Consider the following 21,263-nt stretch of genomic DNA (forward strand, 5'->3'; position numbering starts at 1 on the left):
ATCCCTGCCAAGCCCGATCCGCGAAGGCCACAGCGCCGCAGCCCGGAGCAGAGCCTGCCGGTGCCTCAAGCCTCGGCTTCTCTTGTCTGTCCCAGCGCGCCCCTCACCCGAGGAAGGCTAAGAGTTCCGAAAGCACCTCGTCCGGCCGCTCCTCCTGCAGCGTGTGGCCGCAATCGAGTGCCCGGCCCGAGACGTCGGTGGCCTTCTCGCGCCAGGTCTCCAGCACGTCGTAGGTCTGGCCGACCGTGCCCTGCGCGCCCCAGAGCGCGAGCAGCGGCGCCGTGATCCGCGCCTCCGAATCGGCCGCGTCGTGCTCCAGGTCGATGCCCGCCGCCGCCCGGTAATCCTCGCAGATCGCGTGGCGGCAGGCCGGGTCGCCGTAGCAGCGCAGGTACTCGGCGAAGAGGTCCGGCGGCGTCGAGCCCGGGGTCTTGGACTGGCCCTCGATGTGGTGGCGCAGGAAATATTCCGGATCCGCCCCGATCAGCCGCTCCGGCAGGGGATGGGGCTGGATGAAGAAGAACCACCAGAAATACCGGGTGGCGAAGGCCTTGTCGGTGCGGGCGTACATCGTCGCCGTGGGGGCGATGTCGAACAGCGCGAGGCGCTCGACCCGCTCCGGATGGTCCAGGGCCAGGCGGTGGGCGACGCGTCCGCCGCGGTCGTGGCCGACGAGCGCGAACCGGTCGTGGCCCAGCGCCCGCATCACCGCCACCGCATCCGCCGCCATGGCGCGCTTGGCGTAGGCCGCGTGGCGCTCGCCGCCCGGGGGCTTGTCCGAATCGCCGTAGCCGCGCAGGTCCATCGCCACGACCGTGCGGCGTTCGGCCAGGCGCGGGGCGACGTGCAGCCAGGTCGACAGGGTCTGCGGGTGGCCGTGCAGCAGCAGGACCGGCGGCCCGGAGCCGCCGGAGCGCGCATGGATGGTCACGCCCGGCGCGGTCTCGATCCGGTGCCGGTCGAAGCCCGGCAGGAAATCCGTCGTCATGCGGTCGGTCGCCTCCGTGCCCTGCGCCCGTGTACCTTCCGCCGCACTGGCGCGCCGGGATGCACCGGATGATAAGGCGCCTCCGGCAGGATGTCCGCCGAGCCACCATGACAGATGCACGCGCGACTCAGGACGCCGCCCTCCGGGACGCGGCCGTGAACGACCCGGACGCCGAGGCGCCGGAGGGCGAGGCCGTCCGCGCGCCGCTGCTGCGCCCGAGCATCCTCGACCCGCTGTTCGCCCCGGTCCGGGCCCTGCCGGGCGTCGGCCCCAAGATGGCGCCGCTGATCGAGAAGCTGCTCGGCACGCCGGAGCGGGAGGCCCGGGTGGTGGACCTGCTGTTCCACCTGCCCCAGGGCGGCGTCCCGCGCCGGCTCATGGGCTCGGTCAGCGAGGCGCCCGTGGGCGAACCGGTGACCGTCGGGGTCACCGTGGTGGCGCACCGCCCGGCCCAGATCGGGTCGGGCAAGCGCCCGCACCGGGTGCTGGTGGAGGATTCCACCGGCGACATCTCCCTGGTGTTCTTCGGCATGCCTCGGGCCCGGGTGGAGAAGATGCTGCCGCTGGGCGCGCATCGCTACATCACCGGCCGGATCGACCTGTGGGACGGCACCCGCCAGATGGTCCACCCGTCCCGGATCGTGGACGAGGCGGGGCTCGCCGAGCTGCCCGCCGTCGAGCCGATCTACGGCGCCACCGAGGGGCTGACCTCCCGGGCGATCAACAAGCTCGCGGTGGCGGCCCTGGAGCGCCTGCCGATCCTGCCCGAATGGCAGGACCCGGCCTGGCTGGAGAGAAACCGCTTCCCCGCCTTCGCGGATGCCCTGCGCGTCGAGCACCGCCCCGAGGAGCCCCTCCCGAAGGCCGAGGACCCGCTCCAGCCGCCCCCCGCCACCCCCGCAAGGCGGCGTCTGTCCTACGACGAGCTGCTCGCCTCGCAGCTGGCGCTGGCCCTGATGCGCGCCCGCCAGCGGCGCAAGCCCGGCCGGGTCAATGCCGGCGACGGCGCCTTGAGCAGCCGAATCCAGGCCGCCCTGCCCTTCGCGCTCACCGGCGCCCAGGCCCGGGCGGTGGCGGAGATCCGCGCGGATCTCGCGGCGCCGCGTCGGATGCTGCGCCTGCTCCAGGGCGATGTCGGCTCGGGCAAGACCGCGGTGGCCTTGCTGGCCATGGCCTCGGCCGTGGAGGCCGGGCGCCAGGCCGCCCTGATGGCCCCCACCGAGATCCTGGCCCGGCAGCATTTCGAGCGGCTGCAGCCGCTGGCCGGCGGTCTGCGTCTGCGCCTGATGACCGGCCGCGACCGGGCCGCGGAGCGCAAGAGCACGCTGGCCGCCCTCGCGGCGGGCGAGATCGACATCCTGGTCGGCACCCACGCCCTGTTCCAGGAGGCGGTGACGTTCCGGGACCTCGGCCTCGCCGTCGTGGACGAGCAGCACCGGTTCGGGGTCCACCAGCGCCTGGCGCTCGGCGCCAAGGGCGAGGCGGTCGACTTCCTGGTCATGACCGCGACGCCGATCCCGCGCACCCTGGCGCTGACCTTCTTCGGCGACATGGACGTCTCGGTCCTCGACGAGAAGCCCGCCGGCCGCCAGCCGATCCGCACCATCACCCTGCCGACCGAGCGGATCGACGAGGTGGTGGCCGGTCTCGCCCGGGCGATCGCCACGGGCGAGCGGGTCTACTGGATCTGCCCGCTGGTCGAGGAATCCGAGTTCATCGACCTCGCCGCCGCGGCCGAGCGGTTCGACGACCTGAAGCAGCATTTCGGCGACGCGGTCGGGCTGATCCACGGCAAGATGCCGGGCCCCGAGAAGGACGCCGCCATGGCCCGCTTCGCCGCCGGGGAGACCAAGGTCCTGGTCTCGACCACGGTGGTCGAGGTCGGGGTCGACGTGCCCGAGGCGACCATCATGGTGATCGAGCATGCCGAGCGGTTCGGGCTGGCGCAGCTGCACCAGCTCCGGGGCCGGGTCGGGCGCGGCTCCAAGGCGTCCTCGTGCCTGCTGCTCTACCGGGGACCGCTCGGCCAGGTGGCCCGGGCGCGGCTCGAGATGATGCGCGACAGCGAGGACGGCTTCCGCATCGCCGAGGCCGACCTGAAGCTGCGCGGCGAGGGCGAGGTGCTGGGCACCCGCCAGTCGGGCCTCGCGGCCTTCCGGCTGGCGCGGCTCGAGAGCGACGGCGACCTGCTGGAGGCTGCCCGGGACGACGCCCGGATGATCGTCGAGCGCGATCCCGGCCTGAAGAGCCCGCGCGGGAAGGCGCTTCGGGTGCTGCTCTACCTGTTCGAGCGCGACGCCGCGATCCGGCTGATCGGGGCCGGCTGACCGGGCCTTTCCTGAACGGCGCCGTTCAGGAAAGCGCGTCGTTCAGGAAAGCACCACCCGTCCATGTGCGCTGGAGAACATGCCGGACAAAACCGCCGCCTGATGCACGGCAGGCACGCCCTGCCAAGAAAGGCCATATTTGTCAGGTGTTTGCATGTGGGGCCGCGTGCTTCGGGGCCGGCTCGGAGGGGGCGGGAAAGCGCGTAGGCAAGGGCCTTGACCTTGCATCAGCCACAATCTTCCCTTAACTGCAGATGAACGAATGGCCCGGTAAGCCGGGACATCACGGACGAATCTGGAGGACGGACATGTCGAACGGACTGTTCCAAAACCTGCCGGGCTCCCACGAGATGGCCGGTATCCAAGCCCTACCGACCGAGCCCTGGCTGCTGCCGATCTCGGATGGCGCCGCCGCGGCGGTGACGAAGACGTCGGAGGATCTGCAGGCCGCCGTCCGGCGGGCCGCGCGTCCCTTCTGGCTGGCCGCCAACGGGCTCTGCATCGCGCTGGGCCTGGCCCTGACGATCCAGTGCACCACCGGTTGGAGCCCGACCCCGACCCGCAGCGCCGTGACGGTTGCCCAGGCGACGCCGCCGACCATCGCGCCGCAGACGGCGTCGCTGCAGCGCTGACGCGCGGATCACGCGACCGAGGTTTCAGGGCCGTCCCGCATTGCGGGGCGGCCCTTTCCTTTGGCGGTCACGCGTCCTGCGGCTCCCGCTGGGCCGCCGGGTCGCCCGCCTGCTGCGCCGCGCGCAGGGACGCCGCCATGGCGTGCAGGCGGCCCTGCGGGTCCTCCGGCTGGATCACGCCCGCCGACATCACCAGCTTGGCCGCGTCGTCGACGCTGATATGCACCTCCACCACGGCGGAGCGCGGCAGGTAGAAGAAGAAGCCCGTGGTCGGGTTGGGGGCGCAGGGCAGGAACACCCCGACCATCTCGTCCGCCCCGGCCGCGTTCCGGGCCTGGAGCGCGCCCTCGACCTCCGGGGATGCGGGGGCCGACAGGAACACCACCGACCACGTGCCCTTCACCGGGAACTCGACCAGGCCGACCGTGCGGAACGAGGTGCCGTTGGCCGAGAACAGGGTCTCGAAGATCTGGCGCAGGCCCTTGTACAGGCCGGAGATCACCGGGGTCCGGGCCAGCAGCACCTCGCCGAACTCGATCACCGAGCGGCCGACCAGGTTGGCCGTCAGGAAGCCCAGCAGCGTCACCGCCAGGAACGCGATGACGAGGCCCAGCCCCGGGATCGAGAACGGCAGGTAATGGTCCGGCAGGTAGCTCGCCGGCACCAGCGGCTTCACGAAGGAATCGATCAGCGCGATGAACCACCACGTGATGTAGGCGGTGATCGCCAGCGGGCCGGCCACGATGATGCCGGTGAGGAAATAGGTGCGCAGTCGCCCCCGCGCGCTGACCCGCGTCTTCGGGGTGGCGGGGCCGGGCGCGGATGCGTCGGGCTCGGGAGCCTGAATCGGCGGGGAACTCGGCGCCACGGGTGCCCTCTCGGCCGCTCGATGCGCGGCGATCCTGCCCGGGGGCGATCGAGCCCCCGAGGGCACAGGTAGCGGCTGCGCTTGCCCGCCTCAAGGGCGGCCCGATCGATGGATGTTCTCGGGGGCTCCGCCCCCGAACCCTGCCAAAGGGCTGAGCCCTTTGGGAACCCGGGATTCAGAACGCCAGGGCCGGCATCGCCTCGCGAGGGATGACGGCGCCGCGATGCCCGATCACGGCGCCCGCCAGGCGGTGCGCCTCGGCGGCGGCGGATTCCGGGGCCAGCCCGGCGATGCGGGCCGCGATGTAGCCCGCCGCGAAGCTGTCACCGGCCGCCGTGGTGTCGACCACCCGCTCCACCGGGCCGGCCGGAACGGCGGTCTCGCTCGCCCCGTGCAGCACCCGCGCGACCGGGTTGGGGCCGTCCGAGGTCTTCAGCACGATCTCGGCGCGGCCGCGATGGCGCAGCACCTCGTCCTCGCCCGCCGCGCCGAACAGCCAGTCCATATCCTCCACCGAGGCGAAGATCAGATCCGCCTGCGCCAGGGCTGCGCGGAACGCGGTGCGGGCCACCTCCCAGTCCGGCCAGCCGCGGGGCCGGTAATTGGTGTCGAACGCGACCAGCCCGCCCCGGGCGCGCTGGGCCGCCAGGGTCTCGGCCAGGGCGGCGCGGCCGGCCTCGCCGTAGAGCGACAGGCTGATGCCGGAGACGTAGACGAGGTCGTCGATCTCCAGGGCGGCGCGGGTTTCGGGAGCGCCCGGCTCGGCGAACAGGTCCCGGGCGGCGGCGCTGTCGCGCCAGTAATGGAAGCTGCGCTCCCCGGCGTCGTCGGTGCGGATGATGTAGAGGCCCGGCATCCGGCCCGGCAATCGCCGGATCCGGCCGAGGCCGATACCCTCACGGCCCCAGGCCTCCACCATCGCGTCGCTCCAGGGATCGTCCCCGAGGGCGGTCACGTAATCGACCGTCACGCCGAGGCGGGCGAGGTAGAGGGCGGTGTTGAGCGTATCGCCGCCGAAGCCGCGGACGAGGCTCCCGTCCGGCCGCTCCGACAACTCGACCATGCACTCGCCGACGCAGGCGACCCTCATGCGGCTTCTCCCTGTGCGGCGCCGTCCGCCAGCCTCGCAACGGATCGGCACCGTTCGGCGCGCCCTGTCAATCGCGGGGCCGCTCGAGGCCCCGGAGCTCCCGGCGCATAACCGCCGCACCGCGCGGCGGCACTGCGTTCCGGGCGCACTCGCAAGGCGCACTTGCAAAATGAGCAGGCTCCCGTGCCGCTAGTGCTTGCCGGAATCCGCACTCTTCCTATCCGAAAGGAGGCATTCGCTGCCAATCAAGGCAGGAATGACAGGAGATTCAGGCTTGGGCATACGATATTTCAGCCGAACTGAATCTTTCATTTTAGCGTGACATTAAATTTATTCTGTCATGCATTGTCGGATATGCGGTTCGGGCCTACTTCACGACATGCTTTCCGACGGTAAGCAAGATCATGCGGTTTTTATCGATCTGGAACGATCGATGCAGAGGTCGATGCATATCCGATCTACCTGAAGAACGGGGTGAGGCGAAAAGCCGATACGTATACGGTCTTGGGATCGATGCGTCGGGGACATCGGAATGTATCGTTTTATACGAAATACGCGTCCGGTCCTCGTGCGGGACAGGACGTGCCGGGTCCGTGCCTCGACCGACGGGGCCTGTGCCCAGGGATCGGCGCCAGCTGACAGACAGCCGGGTCCGACCAATCCCGGTGCCCGAGACTAGATCCGAGATGATGTGAGATGTTTCATTCCGCCCTGAGTGCCTTGACGTTCTCATCCGGAGAATTTCTGACGATCACTGAGAGCCGGGGGTTGAGCGGCGCCTGGAGCTGGGTGCTCGCGGGTGGCGAGCAGATCTGGTCGCCGGGATTTTTTCGCCTTCTCGGGCTCGTCCCGAATGCCGCCAAGGCGGATTACGACCTCCTCTTGAGCCTGGTCCATCCGGAGGATCGGTACCGGCTGCCTTCGCTCGGTGAGGTCCGGCAGGGCCATGTCCCGCCCGAGACGACCGTCCGGGTCATCCGCCCGAACGGCACGGTGCGCGTGCTCTCGCTGATGATGGAGGCGCGCTTTTCCGGGGAGGGACGGCCCGTCGCCATCAATGGGTCGGCGCTCGACGTCACCGACCGGGAACAGCTGTCGCTGATGCGCAAGGAGGAGCGGCGGCGGCGGGGGGCGCTCTACCTCACCGAGCACATCGCGGCCTTCTCGGTCGGCCTCGATCTCCGCCGCGAATTCCCCTTCGAGGTCGCGCAGGTGCACGGGCTGCCGTATGAGGAGATCTGCCGTGATCCCTACGCGATGATCGTTCCCGAGGAGCGAGATGCCTTCCAGGACGCGGCCTTGACGCAGATCGAGCGGCGGGAGTTCTTTCAGGGCACGGCACATGAGCGCCTGGCCAACGGCGAACTCTGGCATTTCAAGATCATTACGGTGCCTGTCCGGGATCCGGACGGCACCTATCTCGGACGCTGCGGGCTGAAATGCCCGGTCCAGAATCCCATACCCGCGTCGCTGGCTCTGGGCGAGGCGCTCGACCAGACCGTAACCGGCCATCATCTGCGCGCTGCCCGCGCCCTACTCGACTGGTCGATGATGGACCTGGCCCAGGCCAGCGGCATGTCGCATTCCACCGTCCGGCGCCTGGAGGAGGACAGCGAGCATCGCGGGAGTCGCTCCCGCCTCCAGGCTGTCGCCTCGCTGCGTCGCGCCGGTATCCGCTTCATCCCGATGGATGACGGCACGCTGGCGGTGGCCAAAGGCTGAACCGGATCGGCCGTCCGCGGCGGTGACCGCGAGCGGTGGGCGGAGCGTGAGGGCGACGCGCTCCGGATTCGCCTCGAAACGCATGGGTTCGGCCCCCGGGACGCGGGACCCTCAAGGCGCGCGTCCCGCGCGGTCGGTCCGGTTGGCCCAAAACCGGGTTCCGGCCCGCGCAGGGACGCGCACGCTCATTCAGCCGACCTTGTGGCCGAGCTGGATCGCCTTGGCGATCTGCGAGCGGCGCTCGGCGTAGCTCGGGGCGACCATCGGGTAGTCGGCGGGCAGGCCGAACTTGGCGCGGTAGCGCTCGGGCGTCAGGCCGTGGGCGGTGAGGTGCCGCTTGAGCGTCTTGTAGGACCGGCCATCGATGAAGCTGATCAGGCCATCCTGGCCGATCGAGGCTTCGATCTGCGCGGCCGTCGGACCGGTCCAGGCCGAGGTCGAGCTGGCGGTGGCGCCCTGCAGCACCGAGATGGCCGTGTGAACCTGATCGATCAGAACCGGCAACTCGCCGACGCCCACGGCGTTTCGCGATACATAAGCAGCGACCAATGAGGCCGTGCATTTGATCAAGTCATAATTCGGTTCTTGTGAGCTTTCGTGCAATTCGTTCGCGTTCATAGTCCCCTCGCTTCAGATTTGCGGGCGTTCGCAAGTTAAAGATCGGGAGATACCGATAATTTTACCGAATCGTCCCGCTCGAACTTCGGCCCGATTGCTGATGCTCCGCCAAAATTGGCAACTAACAATACGAAATGTGAGCAAATTGTCTAGGGTTTACCTTGGATAGTCTTTGAGCCTTTTTTGTCCTACAAATCCAACACGAGGTTGCCAAGCCTGCGGGCGGTGACAATTATTGCTCATTTGCGAAGATCGGTGCCGCGCTCATCCTGGGTCGACCGCAGCGAGTTGAGGCCCGGAGACCGCGCATCTTCATTGGCGGTGCGTGATCGAGGCAACAGTTCAAGGAAATGGTCAGATGTGCGCCTGGATTCCGGAAGGTATTCATTTCACAGTGCGTTCATAGCGATCGCCTTGATATTGTATATCTCATAATTTTTAGACAAATTGCATCGTAACTAATTATATATATTTTGTCCGGCGTAGTAATTTGTCTTCTTTCCTGAAGTTTTCCGACACAAAACAGGATGTTAAACATTGCCTAGGTCATTTTAGGGCAAATAAATTGTCATCTATAGGATTGTGATATGAAAAGATTGATTTTTACAGTTATTATTGAAGCAACATTGCTAAGTAATTCGTATTCAGCAGATCTTACCAAGAAAGCAATCGTCGAATCAGGTAGCGGGCCCGTACCGGTTTGGACCGGATTCTACGGCGGCCTCTTCGCCGGATACGGAGCCCTGGACAGCGCGACGCGGTTCGATTGCACTGGGCCGAACGGGGTGCTCGGCGCAGTCGGTTGCCCGATCATCGCGGCCCGCAAGGGAACCGATGATGCTTTCATCGCGGGTGGCGAGATCGGCTACAACCAGCTTTTCGGGGCGCACCTGCTCGTCGGCGGCGCGGCGGATTACCAATTCACCCGCTTCTGGGATTACGGGGCCCGCGAGGGGACTTTTCAGGCCGTCGGCTGGGGCGATTATCCGCTGAGCACTGCGCATGCTGGGCAGCGGCTGGACAACCTTGCGACGCTGCGGGGCAAGGTTGGTCTCGCCACCGGCCCGACGCTGGTCTACGCGACCGGCGGGCTCGCGGTCGGCAATGTCCGTATCGACTCAACACAGACACTGCTGGGCCAATTTGGTCCGAGTTTTGATGCCCGCCATGGGGAGGTTCGTCTCGGCTATGTAGTCGGTGCTGGCCTCGAATATGCCTTCAGCGAGCATCTTTCAGCCAAGGTCGAAGGCCTGTATTACAATCTCGGCAGCCACGCGGTCTTCGACGACACTATTGACTATCGTATTGATGCGCGCGCTTCCACGGACGGGTTCCTGACCCGGGTCGGTCTGAACTACCGGTTTGGCGATGGGGTGCACGTTCCGCCAGCAGGCGTCGCTCCGGGTGGCGGAGTCTGGGATTTCGAGGGTGGCGTGCGCTACTTCTATAGTTCCGGCGGCCCCCGCTACACACTCGGATCTGACCGGCGACCTGGGCAAGTCAATTCCCGGCTGACCTATCAGGATACGGATGGCCATGCGGGCGAAGGCTTCGCCCGGATCGATCACAACCCGACGGGCTTGTTCGCCAAGGGCTTCCTCGGTTCGGGCGGCGTCACCTCCGGCCGTCTGTACGACGAGGACTTCCCGCCCGCCATACGCCCCTACTCGAAGACCCTCTCGCAGATCAAAGACGGCGACATCAGCTACGGCGTCGTCGATCTTGGCTACACAGCACTCCGCCGGGACGGCTTCAGCCTGGGCGGATTTGTCGGCTACCAGTACGACGCCGAACTGGCCAATGGGTACGGTTGCACCCAGGTCGCTGGAGGCACCATTTGCGCGCGCCGCAATGCCGTGGCGAGCGACATCAACGTCCTGAGCGAGAACCTGCGATGGGATGCGCTGCGGATCGGCCTCATTGGTGCGGCACGGTTCGATCGGTTCAAGATCAGCCTGGAAGGCGCCTACCTGCCCGTCGTGACCGCGACCGGCGTTGACCGGCACTGGCTCCGGCCGAACATCAACCCGCTCCCACAAACGGGCAATGGGGATGGCTATTTCGCCGAGGGCATCGTCTCGTACGACCTAACGCCCGCCGTCAGCATCGGCGTCGGCGGCCGCTACTGGCGGATGCAGACCGGTTCGGGCCGTATCAAGTTCCCGTTCTCCCCCGGCAGCCCGACCAAGTTCGAGACCGATCGCTACGGCGTCTTCGCCCAGATCTCCTACAAGCTGTCGGATCTGGGGCTCGGCGGATCGGACGCTCAACCGGTTCTCGCACGCAAGGACTGATCCGGGTCGAGTCGAGGCTTGGGAGCGGTGCTCGGTTCGTGTGAAACCAGCACCGTATCCCGGTCCTCGACTGGTCGGGTGGTCCACCAGAACCGAATGGGCCCGGTGGATACCATCCTCGGAAGCGCTCCGGCCGCGCATGCTTTAACAAAGTCATCAGGCGATTCGTGAAAGGTGCGGGTCGCACGCGCGCTTCCGAAGACGACCTGTCATGGCCCATCTCCCCTCCCTGCCCCACCGGCATGACGGACGCGATCCGGATCGTCCGCCGCGCGAGGGCAATGCCCGGATGGCGCCGCTCTGGCAGGTGCTGGTCGGCGGCGAGGCGGTCCGCCGGCATGCGCATCTGATCCTCGGCGCGGGCGTGGCGCTGGCCCTGCTGGGCGTCGCGGTCATGATCGATGCCCTCGCGGGGGCGGTCCATATCCCGGAGCGCTGGTTCGGCCTGCTCCTGCTGGTGGACGCCGTCGGTTCGCTCGGCGCCGGCCTAATCGCCGCGGGAGCGGCCCGGCGGCTGCGGATCTTCAAGGGCCTGTTCCTGGCCTTGGCCGCGATCCTGATCATGATGGCCTCGGCTTCGAGCTTCTTCCTGCTCGCGATGCTGTTCGGCACCGTCTTCCTGGTCGACGGCACGATCCGGATCGTCCTCGCCTACCTGCTGAAATTTCCCGAATGGCGGACCTCGGTGGCGCTGGGCGCGCTGGGTGTCGCCTTCGGCGTGTTCCACCTGCAGCCCTGGCCGACCTGGTATGTCGGCACCGTCGGCTACTGCATCGGGATGTTCCTCGTCATCAACGGCTTGCGGCTGACCCTGGCGGGCCTGCGCACCCGGCGGACGGCGCCGGAGCCCCTGCCGGAAGGCGCGCCGGGGTCCGACAGCCTGACCGTCTATGTCTGGACGCCGACCGGGCAGGCCACGACGCCCGCCACGCAGCGGCTGGTCCGGCGCTACGTCGCCTCCGTCGATGTGGCGGGGCGGTACTCCACCGGCCACGCGGCCCTGGAGCAGGGCGGCGACCTCTATATCAGCCACTACCCCGCGGTGGAGATCGATCGCTCCCCGGCCAACCTCCGGTCGAGCCTGCGCGCCGGTCCCGAGAACGATGTCGCCGGCCGGTTCCTGCCATCGCATCGCGCGGAGGTTGAGGATTGGTGCGAGGCCACCGTCGCGGTCACGCTGAACGGCGTCGACGGCGCCCGGCTGCGGGCGTTCTGGGAGGCCTATCGCCGCGATACCACCTACAACTTCATCAGCCGCAACTGCTCGACCACGGTCGCCCGCGCCCTGGACGTGGCGGTCGAGGGCGCGTTCAGCCGCGACGGTCATCCCTGGCGCAACCTCGCCCAGGCGCTGACCAGCCCGGAATTCTGGGCGGCGGCCCTGCTGCGGAACGGCGCCCGGTCGATGACCTGGACCCCCGGCCTCGTGCTCGATTACGCCCGCGCGCTCAGCGCCCTGGTCGATCCCGCCTCGCCGGTGACGTCCATCGCTTGGACTAATGTCGGCCGGCGGTTCATCCGAAACGGGCGGGTCGGGTCGCTGACCCGGTTGGTTCAGCTGGCCCGGCGGCGGCCTGCACCGGACGCGGGCCCGACCGAGGCCTGAGCAGCCTCCCTGCCCTCACCGCCGTCGTTTCCGGCGAAGCGCGACCGGGTCCCTCTCCGGCACGGGCTGCACAGGTTCGAGGCGCAGGCGCTGTTGCAGGCCGCGACGCGCCCCCTCTGCCGCACGGGAGGGGGCTGGGGTGAGGGATCCGGCTTTTCCGGAGGTGTCGCGCCCGGGTCAGCGGGCGGAGCGGCGGGCGGCGAGGTCGCCGGCGATGGCCTGCATCACCGACAGGGTGTCGACCTCGTCCTGCTCGGCGCCGTGGTCGCTGAGCTTCACGATCACGGTGCCGGTCTCGCGGTTCACGTAGACGTACTGGCCGTAGACGCCGATCGCCGAGATGTCGCTCTCGTCGCCCCCGGGGGCGTGCCACCACTGCGCCGAATACTGCCAGCCATCGACCTCCCGGCGGGCCGGCGTCTCGATCCGGTCGATCCAGCGGGCCGGGATGATGCGGTTCTGCCCCGCCAGGCCCTGGTCGGCCACCAGCAGGCCCAGACGGGCGAAGTCGCGGGGCGTGGCGTTGATGCAGCAGAACGCCTTCTCGATGCCGCCGGCCCGGTCGAGGTTCCAGGTCGCGTCCGCCTGGGCGCCCATCGGCTTCCAGATCCGTTCCGAGAGCAGGTCCGCCAGCGGCTTGCCCTCGATCCGCGCCAGGATCAGGCCGAGCAGCTCGGTGTCGATGCTGCGGTAGCGGCCCTTGCTCCCGGGCTTGAACGCCAGATGGGCGTTGTCGCGCACGAAGGCGGTGATGTCCCGGGTCAGGTACATCCCAGCGGTGCCGGTGAGCGGATGCTGGGGGTCGTAATTCTCCGGCACGGCGATCCCGCTCGTCATGTCGAGCAGGTCGCGCACGGTGATCTGGCTGAACACCGCGCCGTGGCGCAGCTCGGGCAGCAGGGCCGAGACCCGGTCGGTCTCCGCGAGCTTGCCGCTCGCCACCGCGGCGCCGACTAGGAGCGACACGATCGACTTCGCCACCGACCAGGACGGGAACAGGGTCGCCGGACTGGTGCCGGGGCGCTGCCATTCGTGGATCAGGACCCCGTCCTGCACAACTAGGAACGCGTTGGTGTGCGTCTCCGCCAGCATCGTGGCGAGCGGGACGGTCTTCCCCTTCCAGGGGACGCGCTCCAGGATCGGGGCCGGCCGGAACGGCAGGTCGCGGGCCTGTTCGGGCGCCTGCACCACCCGGCTGGGGAACCAGGGGCCGATCGCGGACGGCTCGATGACAGCCAGGGCCGCCAGCGTCACCGGATTCGGGACGTTGATCAGCGCGGTCGCCGTCCAGGCGCAACCGGCCGCCACGATGCCGCCGGCCGCGGCGATCACGCCCCAGCGCGCGCCCCGCCGGCGCCCCGGACGGGGACGGACCGAGGGTTCCGGGATCGCGGGCGACGAGGTCATGGTGGATCGGTATCGCTGTGGATCGTCACGGTCGTGGCGCCGTCGACCGGGGCCACGGCACGCGCGGCGACCATGATGAGGAGGCGTTAACGAAGGGCCAACCCGGCCGAAGGTTGAATTCAGGGCGCAGCCGTGCGGTCCCGGCCCCGATGATTCGAAAATGTTCACCGATTCGACGGACAAGGGGCATCGAAATCTGGCCGCATCCTAGGGCTGGCCGAGGCTGCGCACAAACGCCTGCCTGCACTGGCTGTCCGATCGCCGCTGCAAGGCCGGGGAAACCGGGTTCCTCTTGAAACCGTCTTCACCTCTCGAACGAAAGTCTTCCGCGCGATGAACCCTTTCCTGATCCTCGGGCTCGCGATCGGCGCGGAGGTCACCGCCACCCTGGCGCTGAAAGCCGCCGACGGCCTGACGAAGCCGGGGCCGACCCTGATCGTGGCCGTCGGCTACGGCACCGCCCTGTGGCTGATGTCGAGCAGCATGGACATGCTGCCGATCGGGATCGTCTACGCGATCTGGTCCGGGGTCGGCATGATCGGCGCGGCGCTCGGCGGCGCCTGGCTCTACGGCGAGCCGATCAGCCCGACCATGCTGGTCGGGATCGCGATCATCGCGGTGGGCGTGGCCATCCTGGCGGCCGGGCAGGGCCAGCACTGAGGCCCCCGCCCCGGCTGCCCAGGCCCCGCTCGGAAGCGGCCTGCCGAGGCCGGTGGCGATGCCGGCATAGCCCGCGCTCGCGACACCGCCCGGCGGTGCGGCGGTGACCGAGATCCTGTTCCGGACCGCCGCAGCGCCGTCCCGCGACCGATCGGCGGCCTGTGTGTCGCCGAGGTAACGCCGGGCCTTTCGCCCAATCCTCTCCCCGCCGCGACAGTTTCCCGGCACGGTCGCCGAATCGCGTGCTGCGCGGATTCCCGCGCGGCCGTTATGGCGCTGGCGGAAAACAGGTTTTCGCCAGCGGACGGGCCTGCCCGTCGCCGCAGCCGTCCAGGCCCGAAGGGAACGGGCTCCGGGCCTTCCCGGCCGGCTGGAGAGGCCCGCGGGGGGCCGCCCTGCGCGAGGCACGGGCGAAAGCCCGCCACATCCTCGCCGCGAACGTGAACTCAAGCTTGGCGCGTACAACGGCGGCGTGAGGCGAGACCGCGATAGGGCGGCCGTCTCGCACTGAAACGAGGCTGCAGGAGGATGGAGCGCTGATGCATGCGAGGTAGCGAGAGGACTCAGATCGTTTCCCGATTGGCCGTGCTGGCCCTCGCCGGCGGCCTGGGCGCGTGCAACACCGCGTCGCCCTTGACCACGGGATCGATCCCCGACCGCAAGCCGACGATGGTCGTCAGCGATGCCGAGCGCGACTGCCTCGGCCGGGCCATGTATTTCGAATCGAATCGCAGCGACGAGGGCGGCCTGATCGCCGTCGGCACCGTGGTCATGAACCGGCTCGAGGCCGCGATCTTCCCCGGCGGCATCTGCGCGGTGGTCGGGCAGCCCGGCCAGTTCGCCCCCGGCGTCCTCACGAAGCCGATGCAGGAGCGCGATCTTCAGAAGGTCGCCGAGGCGGCCGACGCGGTTCTGGCCGGCGAGCGTCACCCGAAGGTCGGGAAGGCGATGTATTTCCACACCGCCGGCCATCACTTCCCCTACAAGAACATGCACTACGTCGCCGTGGCCGGCGGCAATGCCTTCTACGAGAAGCGCGATACCCGCGCCGCCAAGAAGGAGATGCCGGCCTCCGCCGCGCTGCCTCCGGCGGTCTCGAGCTATGCGGCGGGCCCAGTTCCGCCGGCGCAGTAGCGCTCGTCACGGGAGGGCCGGATCGGCCGGCCCGATCCGCGCGTGGGCTGGCGGGGCTACACGCGCCCTGCCCCGCCGCCCGCCCGCCCCCGCACCCGCGCGGCTTTGTCCGGACATGACGCTATCGGCCGTCGAAGGCCGATGCTCGGGACGCATCGCGGAGGCCGCCGCCCGAGCGTGCTCCCGCCGATCCGTGCGCCCGCCCGGAAGGCGCCGGCCGGTTTTCGGAACCCGTCAGGCCATCCGACATGCCCGTGCCGCGGTCTCGATCCTGTCGAACCGGATCCGGCCGCGCGGACATCGCGGGACGCGTGACGACGCTCCGGTACAGCGGCCGCGGATGTTGTCGAACGGATTGGCGTGACCCGTAATGGCAGATGAACTGCCATCATGCCCGGCGGTAAATCTGTCGATCTGTCTCGCCGCCGACGGGAGCGACGTTTACATCGACGGATGACGCTTTAGCTTGCTGGCTGAAACTACCCACGAATCACGGAATGCCGACCGATGATCGCCCATAGGGTAGCGCTCGCTGGCACGGTCCTGATGCTGGGCATCGCGCCGGCGGCCTCTCAGCTGCGCCGCCCCATGACCTGTACGGAGGAGGCGTCGGTGGGGCTGGACGCGGTCCCCCTCCCCGAGGGTGCGAAGCCGCAGCCGCAACGGGCGCGGACCTTCTCGCTGGTCTCCAGCGGCGGCTTGCTGACCGTCATCTCCGCCGGGCGCTCCGACTATTACGAATGCCAGGTGGCGTCGCCGCGCTTGAACGAGCGCACGCCGCGCAATGCGATCAAATGCCAGAACGGCGTCTATTTTCTTCTGATCGACCTCAACAAGCTGAACTTCGTCGAGGCACAGCTGAACCCAGAGGATCGCACCGAGATCAAGATGAGCTACGGCAGTTGCCGGAACCTCTGACGTCTCGGTTCGCGGGCGGCTTCGGAAGCGCGATGGCGCAAAACCGGAGCCGCGGCGCCCATCAATCCATCCGGATCAGGATGTAGGCCGAGACCGCGATGACCACGAGGGTGACGGCAAACAGCAGGAGCGTCTTCGTGAACGGGCCGTCGGGTGGGTCTGGCACGTCGTTCATAATGCTCCCCAGCCCCGGAAGGATGGTGGCGTCTGCCGTCTTGCTCAACGTCTGAGCGGCCGATAGGCGGCATCCGCATAGCGTACCGAGTCATCTGCGCTGTCGGCGCTGAAGAATCCGTTTCGTGCGGGTGTTTCTGCCCCTATCCCGACGGGCGGTCAGCGCTGTCGCCGGCCGCCATCAGCGTGATTCGGCGTATCCGAGGCTACTCGGCTGCGCACGGTGCATCACCGGCAGAATTGCGTCGCCGCCGGGGTCCATTGACCGAATCCCGTTGCGACCATGTTGGCGACGACCCGGCAGATATACTGCTTCTGCGCTGCATTGTTGTTCGGCCCGGCATGGTAGCGGGCCACCGCCATGGTCCAGCTGCCCTCCCGCTTCTTCAGTTCCTGCAGGAATTGCGTGGCGTATTGCACGTTCGCGTGCGGGTCGATCATCGCCTCGACCGAGCTGAACTTGCTGCCGTGAAAATGGTGGTTGATCTGCATGCAGCCGAGATCGATCAGGCGCACGCCCTTGCTGCGCGCCTCCGTGAAGCGGGCCATGACGTCCCGCGGCCCCGTGCCGAAATAGGCGGTCCCGGCGATGTTCATGGCATAGGGCTGCAGCGAGCCGCGCCGGCCGGTCTCCGTGAGGCCGACGGCGTAGAGCACGCCCAGCGGCACGCCGTAGCGCGCGGAGGCGCGCCCCATCTCGTCCTCGCAGACATTCGCTGCGGCCGGGACAGCGCTAGAGATAAACGCCGCTGTCACGAGGACGTACCGCTTCATCCGTCCGTTCTCCTTCGCGTCTGTTGCCGGTGGCCTGGCGCTGCTCTTCCTGGCGCTGTCGGGCGCCCTCGTTGCCCGGGCGGGCCCCCCCGTCGGTGAAGGACGGCGAGGCTTGTTGCTGCGACCCGCCGGACCCGGATCCCGTCCCCGTCTCGGTCGGACGCGCCTGCCCAACGATGACGTCGGCCTTGTAGCCGCCCTGATTCAGCAGGTCGGTGAGGATCGCCGTGTCCTTGTGCAGGAGCGCGGCGGTCTCCGGCTGCGAGGCGCGCAGATGCGTCTCGAGCTGGCCGTTCGAGAGGCGCATCTCCACGGTGACGACCCCGAGCTCGTCCGGGCGAAGCTGGATCTTGAGCGTGCGCATGGGCCCGCCCGGGATGCCGGGCGCCGCCGGATCCGGCTGGATCCGGGATTGCGCCGCGGTCGCGCGATCGAGCTCGTCCTTGATGGCGGTCGCGATCAGCGGCAGGGATCCGGCCGGCAGGCTTGTGGCCATCCCGGACCCGTCATGCGGTCCTGCCGACGATGCGGCCTCCTCGGCACGCTCGCCGACGGCGGCCAGGACGGCCCGTTCGACCCCGGAGATTGCATGGCCCAGCGCGGGCGTCATCGCCATCGGCTTCTCGGGCTCGCCCTCCGCGTTGAGCGCCGTGGCGCGCCGCGGATCCGGCTCGGCCCGGATCTGGGGCGCGAGCTTCAGGGCGGCCGCCGCCGCATTCAGGGCCGGTCCTTCGGGCTTGGCGATCTGCGAAGCGGCGATGCTGCCCTCGGTCGCGGCCGCTGTCGCGATCGCATTTGCGCCGTCGGGCGCCAGCGCAGCACCGGGGACGACCGGCTTGAAGTGAACCGCGCTGCCCAGCACCTCGACTTTCGCCGCGGCCGCGCGGAGTATCTTGGCGACCTCCGTCTGGAGGGAGCCGGCCATATGCTGTGTCGCGTCCGTGCGCGCTGCACCCTCTGGCCGAACGCCATCGTCCGCCCGGCTTGTGCGGTCCGCCGGCAGCATATCCGTCGCATCCTCGGACGGGACTTTGATGGGCATCGGCGCGGATCCGGATGCCGTTCCGCCGATCGGTGCCGCCGTCGAACCGAGCCCGGACACCGGCAAGCCTCCCGTGGCGGAGGCAAGGGCCGACTCGGTGGGCTGACCCTGGACGGAGGCCTGGGTCTTGGCAGCGGCGGCCGCCAGGGCCGGGAAGGCCGCGCTCAGGAAGTTCGCCACCATCGCCGCGGCAGAGCTTACCGGCACAGCAGGCGCCGGGGAAGCAGGTGCAACCTCCGCCGCGGGAGGTGCGTCATCCTCCCCATCGTCGGGCTTGCCCTTCCCGGCATCGGTGTCGGCCGAGGATGGGGTACCCGCGCCCGAGAGTGTGCGCAGGACCGATCCGAAGGCGCTCTCGCGTCCCGGCCCCTGCTGCAGCGTGTCGTCATTGGCGCTTGACGACACCACGTCCCTGTCGGGCTTCGGCGTGGGCGACTGAAGCGCGGCGGAGATCGGGTTCACGGGTTAGACCTCCGAAGGAGTTGATCGACCTGACCGATCATGGCCTCGACCTTGGGTATTAGATTGCCGGGCTCGTCGGCGGCCGCTGCCTGCGCACGCTTCGACGCCTCGGCATCGGGCGGAGCGGGATCGCGGGCCAGCCCGCGCCCGATCTGCTCGGCCATCGACAAAGCCGCGTCGAGGAGCTGGACGTCGCGAGCGGGCAGCTTCGTCCTGTCTACGGCCTTCAGCTTGCGCAGGGCCGTCTGGAAGGTGGACAAGGTCACGATCTCGGCGGCCGCGCGGTAGAGCTGGCCCTGGGTCGCCTCCAGGCTACCAGGGGCGCAGAGCGTGAGTGCCTTGTCGGACGCCATGAGAGCCGAGTTGGTCTTGCCCTCCTGGATCGCCGTCCGGGCGATCAGCAGGTAGAGATCCCGACGGCTCTCGGGGGCGAGCTCGTTCATGATCCGGGTGAAGGCCGCGAAGCGTGTCTCGTCCCGGCCGAAATCGAGCTGTGTCAGCTGGTACGCGAAGCGCTGCCGGAAATTGCCGCCGTAGATTGAGCTCTGGAAGCGGCGCAGGTACTGGATGGCCAGGATCTCGAACTTCTTCAGGTCGCCACCCTGCCCGAGGACGAAGATCTCGCGGCGCAGTGCGCCTTCCTCGACGAGGGTTCCGGGCAGCAGCAACCGGACGCGATCGAGAAGCGCGATCGCGCGAACCGGATTCTCGTTCACCGCGAGGGCTGCCTGCGTCAGGGCGATCGACCCGGCAAGCGTCGGCGGCAGGGTCGCCGTATCGACGTCCTTGAGCAGGCGGTTCGCCTCGGCTTCCTGGCCGTCGATATAGGCCAGCGCACCACGCGCGAGCGCGGTCTCAGGCGTCTCAGGGCTGCCCTCTGCCGTCAGGCGTCGCAGGATCGCCGGGCCGCCGCCGCTCAAGGCGAAGACGATGGCCGCCTGCACGTTGTGCCGATCGGTCCAGACCACCGGCGCCGCGTTGAGGAGATCCCCCTCGATCCGGGCGATCAGCACGGACTGGCTCTCATGCGCCGCCACGGACCCCATGGCGATCCGATCCTGCAGCAATTGCAGCGTGCGCACCCACTCGACAGGACCGCTCTTGCGGGACTGCGGATCGGCGGGGGGGGCTTTCGGGGCAGCTTCAGGGGCCTCGGACACCGGAGATTGGGCAGTCGTCAGTACCGACTCGGCCGCTTGCGGTGGCGCCGGATCCGCCGCGACCGGGTACGGACAGAACGAGAGAACAGCGCCGAGGGCGACGCGTGTGATCCGCTTCATCCCGGAATTCCCTGGAGAAGGATCTCGATCCGGCGGTTTTCTGGCGCTTTCGGATCCGCAGCGTTCCGTGGCATCCGATCGGCGGCGCCCTCGATCCGCGCGATCCGGCCCTCGTCGACGCCAGCGCGCGTCAGCATGTAGGACGCGATGTGGGCGCGCGCCGTCGAGAGCCGCCAATTGTCGTAGACCTCAGAGCGGAACGGGCGGCTGTCGGTATGGCCGCGGACTACGATCTTGCCCGGACGCCCGGACAGCGCCTTCGCGATCCGCTCCATGGCCCGGACCATCTCGGGGCGGGGCTCGGCCGAGCCCACCGCGAACATGCTGAAGTTCAGGTCGTCGGTTACGTTGATCAGGAGGCCCTCCGCCGTCCCCTGGACCTCGACATGCGGCCCGGCTGTGCCCGAGGCGGAGGGCGGGAAGATCTTGGCGATTTCCGCCTTTAGCGCGGCAGCGTCAGCCTGTGCAGGGGCTTGGGCCGAGGCCTGAGCCGTTGCCTGGGCCGGTGTCTGCACCGCGGCTTGAGTCTGGGTCTGGGCTTGGCCGGCGTCGGCCCCGCTCACGGGGGCCTTGGCGTCCTTCGGCTCCTTGGCGGTGTCCTTGGCAGTGTCCTTCCCCGTCTCCTTGCCACCGGTGCTTTCCGGGGGCGTCGAGGCGGGCCGCCCCGCGCTGCGTGCGTCGGGTTGGGTCTTAGCCGGCGGCGGCGTGATTCCGGCGGCCGCGGACCGGTCGGTCTTCGCGGGCGAGAGGGTGATCACCTGCCAGTACAGCGGATCGAACGGATCCCGCGCGATGTCGCCGCCGCGACGCCCCGCTTCGCCGACATCGCCGATCGTGGCGCTCTGAGGCTTGTCCGGATCGGCCTCGGTGGCTAGGTTCGCCAGCACCGCGTAGGGATCCTGGAACAGCTCCCGCTCACGGGCCACCGAACCGGGTGGCAACGCGCCGGCCTTGTCGCGCGCGTTCGCGCCGGATTCCGGCTGATTCGCGTTGTCGCCCGCCCTCGGATCGGCCGAGTTGGGTTGGGGATCGCTCAACCCTTTCTTGGCCGGCAGGGCCTCGGACAGGCTGATCGGATTGAAGTAGTTGGCGATGCTGGTCTTCGTCTCCTCGTTCGTGGCCTTGGTGAGCCACAGGACGAGGAACAGCGCCATCATGGCGGTCATGAAATCCGCCAGCGCGATCTTCCAGACCCCGCCGTGATGCTCCCCGTCCTCGTCCGACCCTCGGCGAACGATGATGATCTCGGTCTTCTCGTCGGCCATGC

Annotated in this window: 17 protein-coding genes; 8 read left to right on the forward strand and 9 right to left on the reverse strand. The window is 68.7% G+C overall.

Features of this window, described 5'->3' with window-relative positions; translation table 11 throughout:
* Nucleotides 1-103 precede the first annotated feature (103 nt).
* Nucleotides 104-988, reverse strand: a complete 885-nt coding sequence (locus BMZ47_RS22910) for an alpha/beta fold hydrolase (protein WP_091864343.1) — start codon at nucleotides 986-988, stop codon at nucleotides 104-106.
* A gap of 107 nt (nucleotides 989-1,095) precedes the next feature.
* On the opposite strand from BMZ47_RS22910, the gene recG reads away from it, so the two are divergent.
* Nucleotides 1,096-3,315, forward strand: a complete 2,220-nt coding sequence (gene recG / locus BMZ47_RS22915) for an ATP-dependent DNA helicase RecG (protein WP_244536913.1) — start codon at nucleotides 1,096-1,098, stop codon at nucleotides 3,313-3,315.
* Between the two features lie 308 nt (nucleotides 3,316-3,623).
* On the forward strand, nucleotides 3,624-3,947 hold the full coding sequence (locus BMZ47_RS22920) for a hypothetical protein (RefSeq protein ID WP_007559143.1): 324 nt from the start codon (nucleotides 3,624-3,626) through the stop codon (nucleotides 3,945-3,947).
* Nucleotides 3,948-4,014: 67 nt separating this feature from the next.
* Here the strand turns inward: BMZ47_RS22920 and BMZ47_RS22925 are convergent, their stop codons facing one another.
* Nucleotides 4,015-4,815 (reverse strand): DUF502 domain-containing protein, encoded by an 801-nt coding sequence (locus BMZ47_RS22925; RefSeq protein WP_007559144.1) that lies wholly within the window; start codon nucleotides 4,813-4,815, stop codon nucleotides 4,015-4,017.
* 175 nt (nucleotides 4,816-4,990) lie between these two features.
* On the reverse strand, nucleotides 4,991-5,905 hold the full coding sequence (locus tag BMZ47_RS22930) for a sugar kinase (RefSeq protein WP_091864344.1): 915 nt from the start codon (nucleotides 5,903-5,905) through the stop codon (nucleotides 4,991-4,993).
* Between the two features lie 768 nt (nucleotides 5,906-6,673).
* On the opposite strand from BMZ47_RS22930, the gene BMZ47_RS22935 reads away from it, so the two are divergent.
* Entirely contained in the window at nucleotides 6,674-7,627 is a 954-nt protein-coding gene (locus BMZ47_RS22935; RefSeq protein WP_244536914.1) for a helix-turn-helix domain-containing protein, read from the forward strand.
* Nucleotides 7,628-7,816: 189 nt separating this feature from the next.
* On the opposite strand, the gene BMZ47_RS22940 is transcribed toward BMZ47_RS22935, so the two are convergent.
* Nucleotides 7,817-8,245, reverse strand: a complete 429-nt coding sequence (locus tag BMZ47_RS22940; protein ID WP_091864346.1) for a Ros/MucR family transcriptional regulator — start codon at nucleotides 8,243-8,245, stop codon at nucleotides 7,817-7,819.
* A 587-nt stretch (nucleotides 8,246-8,832) separates the two neighbouring features.
* On the opposite strand from BMZ47_RS22940, the gene BMZ47_RS22945 reads away from it, so the two are divergent.
* A complete protein-coding gene (locus tag BMZ47_RS22945) occupies nucleotides 8,833-10,539 on the forward strand; it encodes an outer membrane beta-barrel protein (protein WP_091864347.1) in 1,707 nt (568 codons plus the stop codon).
* A 211-nt stretch (nucleotides 10,540-10,750) separates the two neighbouring features.
* On the forward strand, nucleotides 10,751-12,145 hold the full coding sequence (locus BMZ47_RS22950) for a lipoprotein N-acyltransferase Lnb domain-containing protein (RefSeq protein WP_091864348.1): 1,395 nt from the start codon (nucleotides 10,751-10,753) through the stop codon (nucleotides 12,143-12,145).
* 177 nt (nucleotides 12,146-12,322) lie between these two features.
* On the opposite strand, the gene BMZ47_RS22955 is transcribed toward BMZ47_RS22950, so the two are convergent.
* Nucleotides 12,323-13,552 (reverse strand): serine hydrolase domain-containing protein, encoded by a 1,230-nt coding sequence (locus tag BMZ47_RS22955; RefSeq protein ID WP_091864349.1) that lies wholly within the window; start codon nucleotides 13,550-13,552, stop codon nucleotides 12,323-12,325.
* 333 nt (nucleotides 13,553-13,885) lie between these two features.
* Between BMZ47_RS22955 and BMZ47_RS22960 the strand changes: the two genes are divergently transcribed.
* The 3 genes from BMZ47_RS22960 to BMZ47_RS22970 all read left to right on the forward strand — a co-directional run bounded on the left by BMZ47_RS22960 (nucleotide 13,886) and on the right by BMZ47_RS22970 (nucleotide 16,264).
* Entirely contained in the window at nucleotides 13,886-14,212 is a 327-nt protein-coding gene (locus BMZ47_RS22960) for a DMT family transporter (RefSeq protein WP_007559157.1), read from the forward strand.
* 585 nt (nucleotides 14,213-14,797) lie between these two features.
* Complete coding sequence (locus tag BMZ47_RS22965; protein WP_244424042.1) at nucleotides 14,798-15,346, forward strand: cell wall hydrolase; 549 nt, start codon at nucleotides 14,798-14,800, stop codon at nucleotides 15,344-15,346.
* A gap of 507 nt (nucleotides 15,347-15,853) precedes the next feature.
* On the forward strand, nucleotides 15,854-16,264 hold the full coding sequence (locus tag BMZ47_RS22970) for a hypothetical protein (RefSeq protein WP_091864350.1): 411 nt from the start codon (nucleotides 15,854-15,856) through the stop codon (nucleotides 16,262-16,264).
* 402 nt (nucleotides 16,265-16,666) lie between these two features.
* On the opposite strand, the gene BMZ47_RS22975 is transcribed toward BMZ47_RS22970, so the two are convergent.
* From BMZ47_RS22975 to BMZ47_RS22990, 4 genes are read right to left on the reverse strand one after another with little or no spacing between them, the layout of a single operon-like run.
* On the reverse strand, nucleotides 16,667-17,212 hold the full coding sequence (locus BMZ47_RS22975; protein WP_091864351.1) for a transglycosylase SLT domain-containing protein: 546 nt from the start codon (nucleotides 17,210-17,212) through the stop codon (nucleotides 16,667-16,669).
* Complete coding sequence (locus BMZ47_RS22980) at nucleotides 17,172-18,716, reverse strand: flagellar hook-length control protein FliK (protein ID WP_139221051.1); 1,545 nt, start codon at nucleotides 18,714-18,716, stop codon at nucleotides 17,172-17,174. The genes BMZ47_RS22975 and BMZ47_RS22980 overlap by 41 nt, the downstream gene beginning before the upstream one ends.
* On the reverse strand, nucleotides 18,713-19,996 hold the full coding sequence (locus BMZ47_RS22985; protein ID WP_091864353.1) for a chemotaxis protein: 1,284 nt from the start codon (nucleotides 19,994-19,996) through the stop codon (nucleotides 18,713-18,715). Before BMZ47_RS22985 ends, BMZ47_RS22980 begins: the two co-directional genes overlap by 4 nt.
* Nucleotides 19,993-21,261 (reverse strand): MotB family protein, encoded by a 1,269-nt coding sequence (locus tag BMZ47_RS22990; RefSeq protein WP_091864354.1) that lies wholly within the window; start codon nucleotides 21,259-21,261, stop codon nucleotides 19,993-19,995. The genes BMZ47_RS22985 and BMZ47_RS22990 overlap by 4 nt, the downstream gene beginning before the upstream one ends.
* Nucleotides 21,262-21,263: the final 2 nt, after the last annotated feature.

It is taken from the genome of Methylobacterium brachiatum, assembly GCF_900113845.1.
Taxonomy (GTDB): domain Bacteria; phylum Pseudomonadota; class Alphaproteobacteria; order Rhizobiales; family Beijerinckiaceae; genus Methylobacterium; species Methylobacterium brachiatum.

Bases quoted from the DNA above. Each gene is read 5' to 3' on its own strand.
- BMZ47_RS22955 (WP_091864349.1), bottom strand. From the start codon at position 13,552: ATGACCTCGTCGCCCGCGATCCCGGAACCCTCGGTCCGTCCCCGTCCG.
- BMZ47_RS22945 (WP_091864347.1), top strand. From the start codon at position 8,833: ATGAAAAGATTGATTTTTACAGTTATTATTGAAGCAACATTGCTAAGT.
- BMZ47_RS22960 (WP_007559157.1), top strand. From the start codon at position 13,886: ATGAACCCTTTCCTGATCCTCGGGCTCGCGATCGGCGCGGAGGTCACC.
- BMZ47_RS22910 (WP_091864343.1), bottom strand. From the start codon at position 988: ATGACGACGGATTTCCTGCCGGGCTTCGACCGGCACCGGATCGAGACC.
- recG (WP_244536913.1), top strand. From the start codon at position 1,096: ATGACAGATGCACGCGCGACTCAGGACGCCGCCCTCCGGGACGCGGCC.
- BMZ47_RS22990 (WP_091864354.1), bottom strand. From the start codon at position 21,261: ATGGCCGACGAGAAGACCGAGATCATCATCGTTCGCCGAGGGTCGGAC.
- BMZ47_RS22975 (WP_091864351.1), bottom strand. From the start codon at position 17,212: ATGAAGCGGTACGTCCTCGTGACAGCGGCGTTTATCTCTAGCGCTGTC.
- BMZ47_RS22930 (WP_091864344.1), bottom strand. From the start codon at position 5,905: ATGAGGGTCGCCTGCGTCGGCGAGTGCATGGTCGAGTTGTCGGAGCGG.
- BMZ47_RS22940 (WP_091864346.1), bottom strand. From the start codon at position 8,245: ATGAACGCGAACGAATTGCACGAAAGCTCACAAGAACCGAATTATGAC.
- BMZ47_RS22970 (WP_091864350.1), top strand. From the start codon at position 15,854: ATGATCGCCCATAGGGTAGCGCTCGCTGGCACGGTCCTGATGCTGGGC.
- BMZ47_RS22985 (WP_091864353.1), bottom strand. From the start codon at position 19,996: ATGAAGCGGATCACACGCGTCGCCCTCGGCGCTGTTCTCTCGTTCTGT.
- BMZ47_RS22920 (WP_007559143.1), top strand. From the start codon at position 3,624: ATGTCGAACGGACTGTTCCAAAACCTGCCGGGCTCCCACGAGATGGCC.
- BMZ47_RS22950 (WP_091864348.1), top strand. From the start codon at position 10,751: ATGGCCCATCTCCCCTCCCTGCCCCACCGGCATGACGGACGCGATCCG.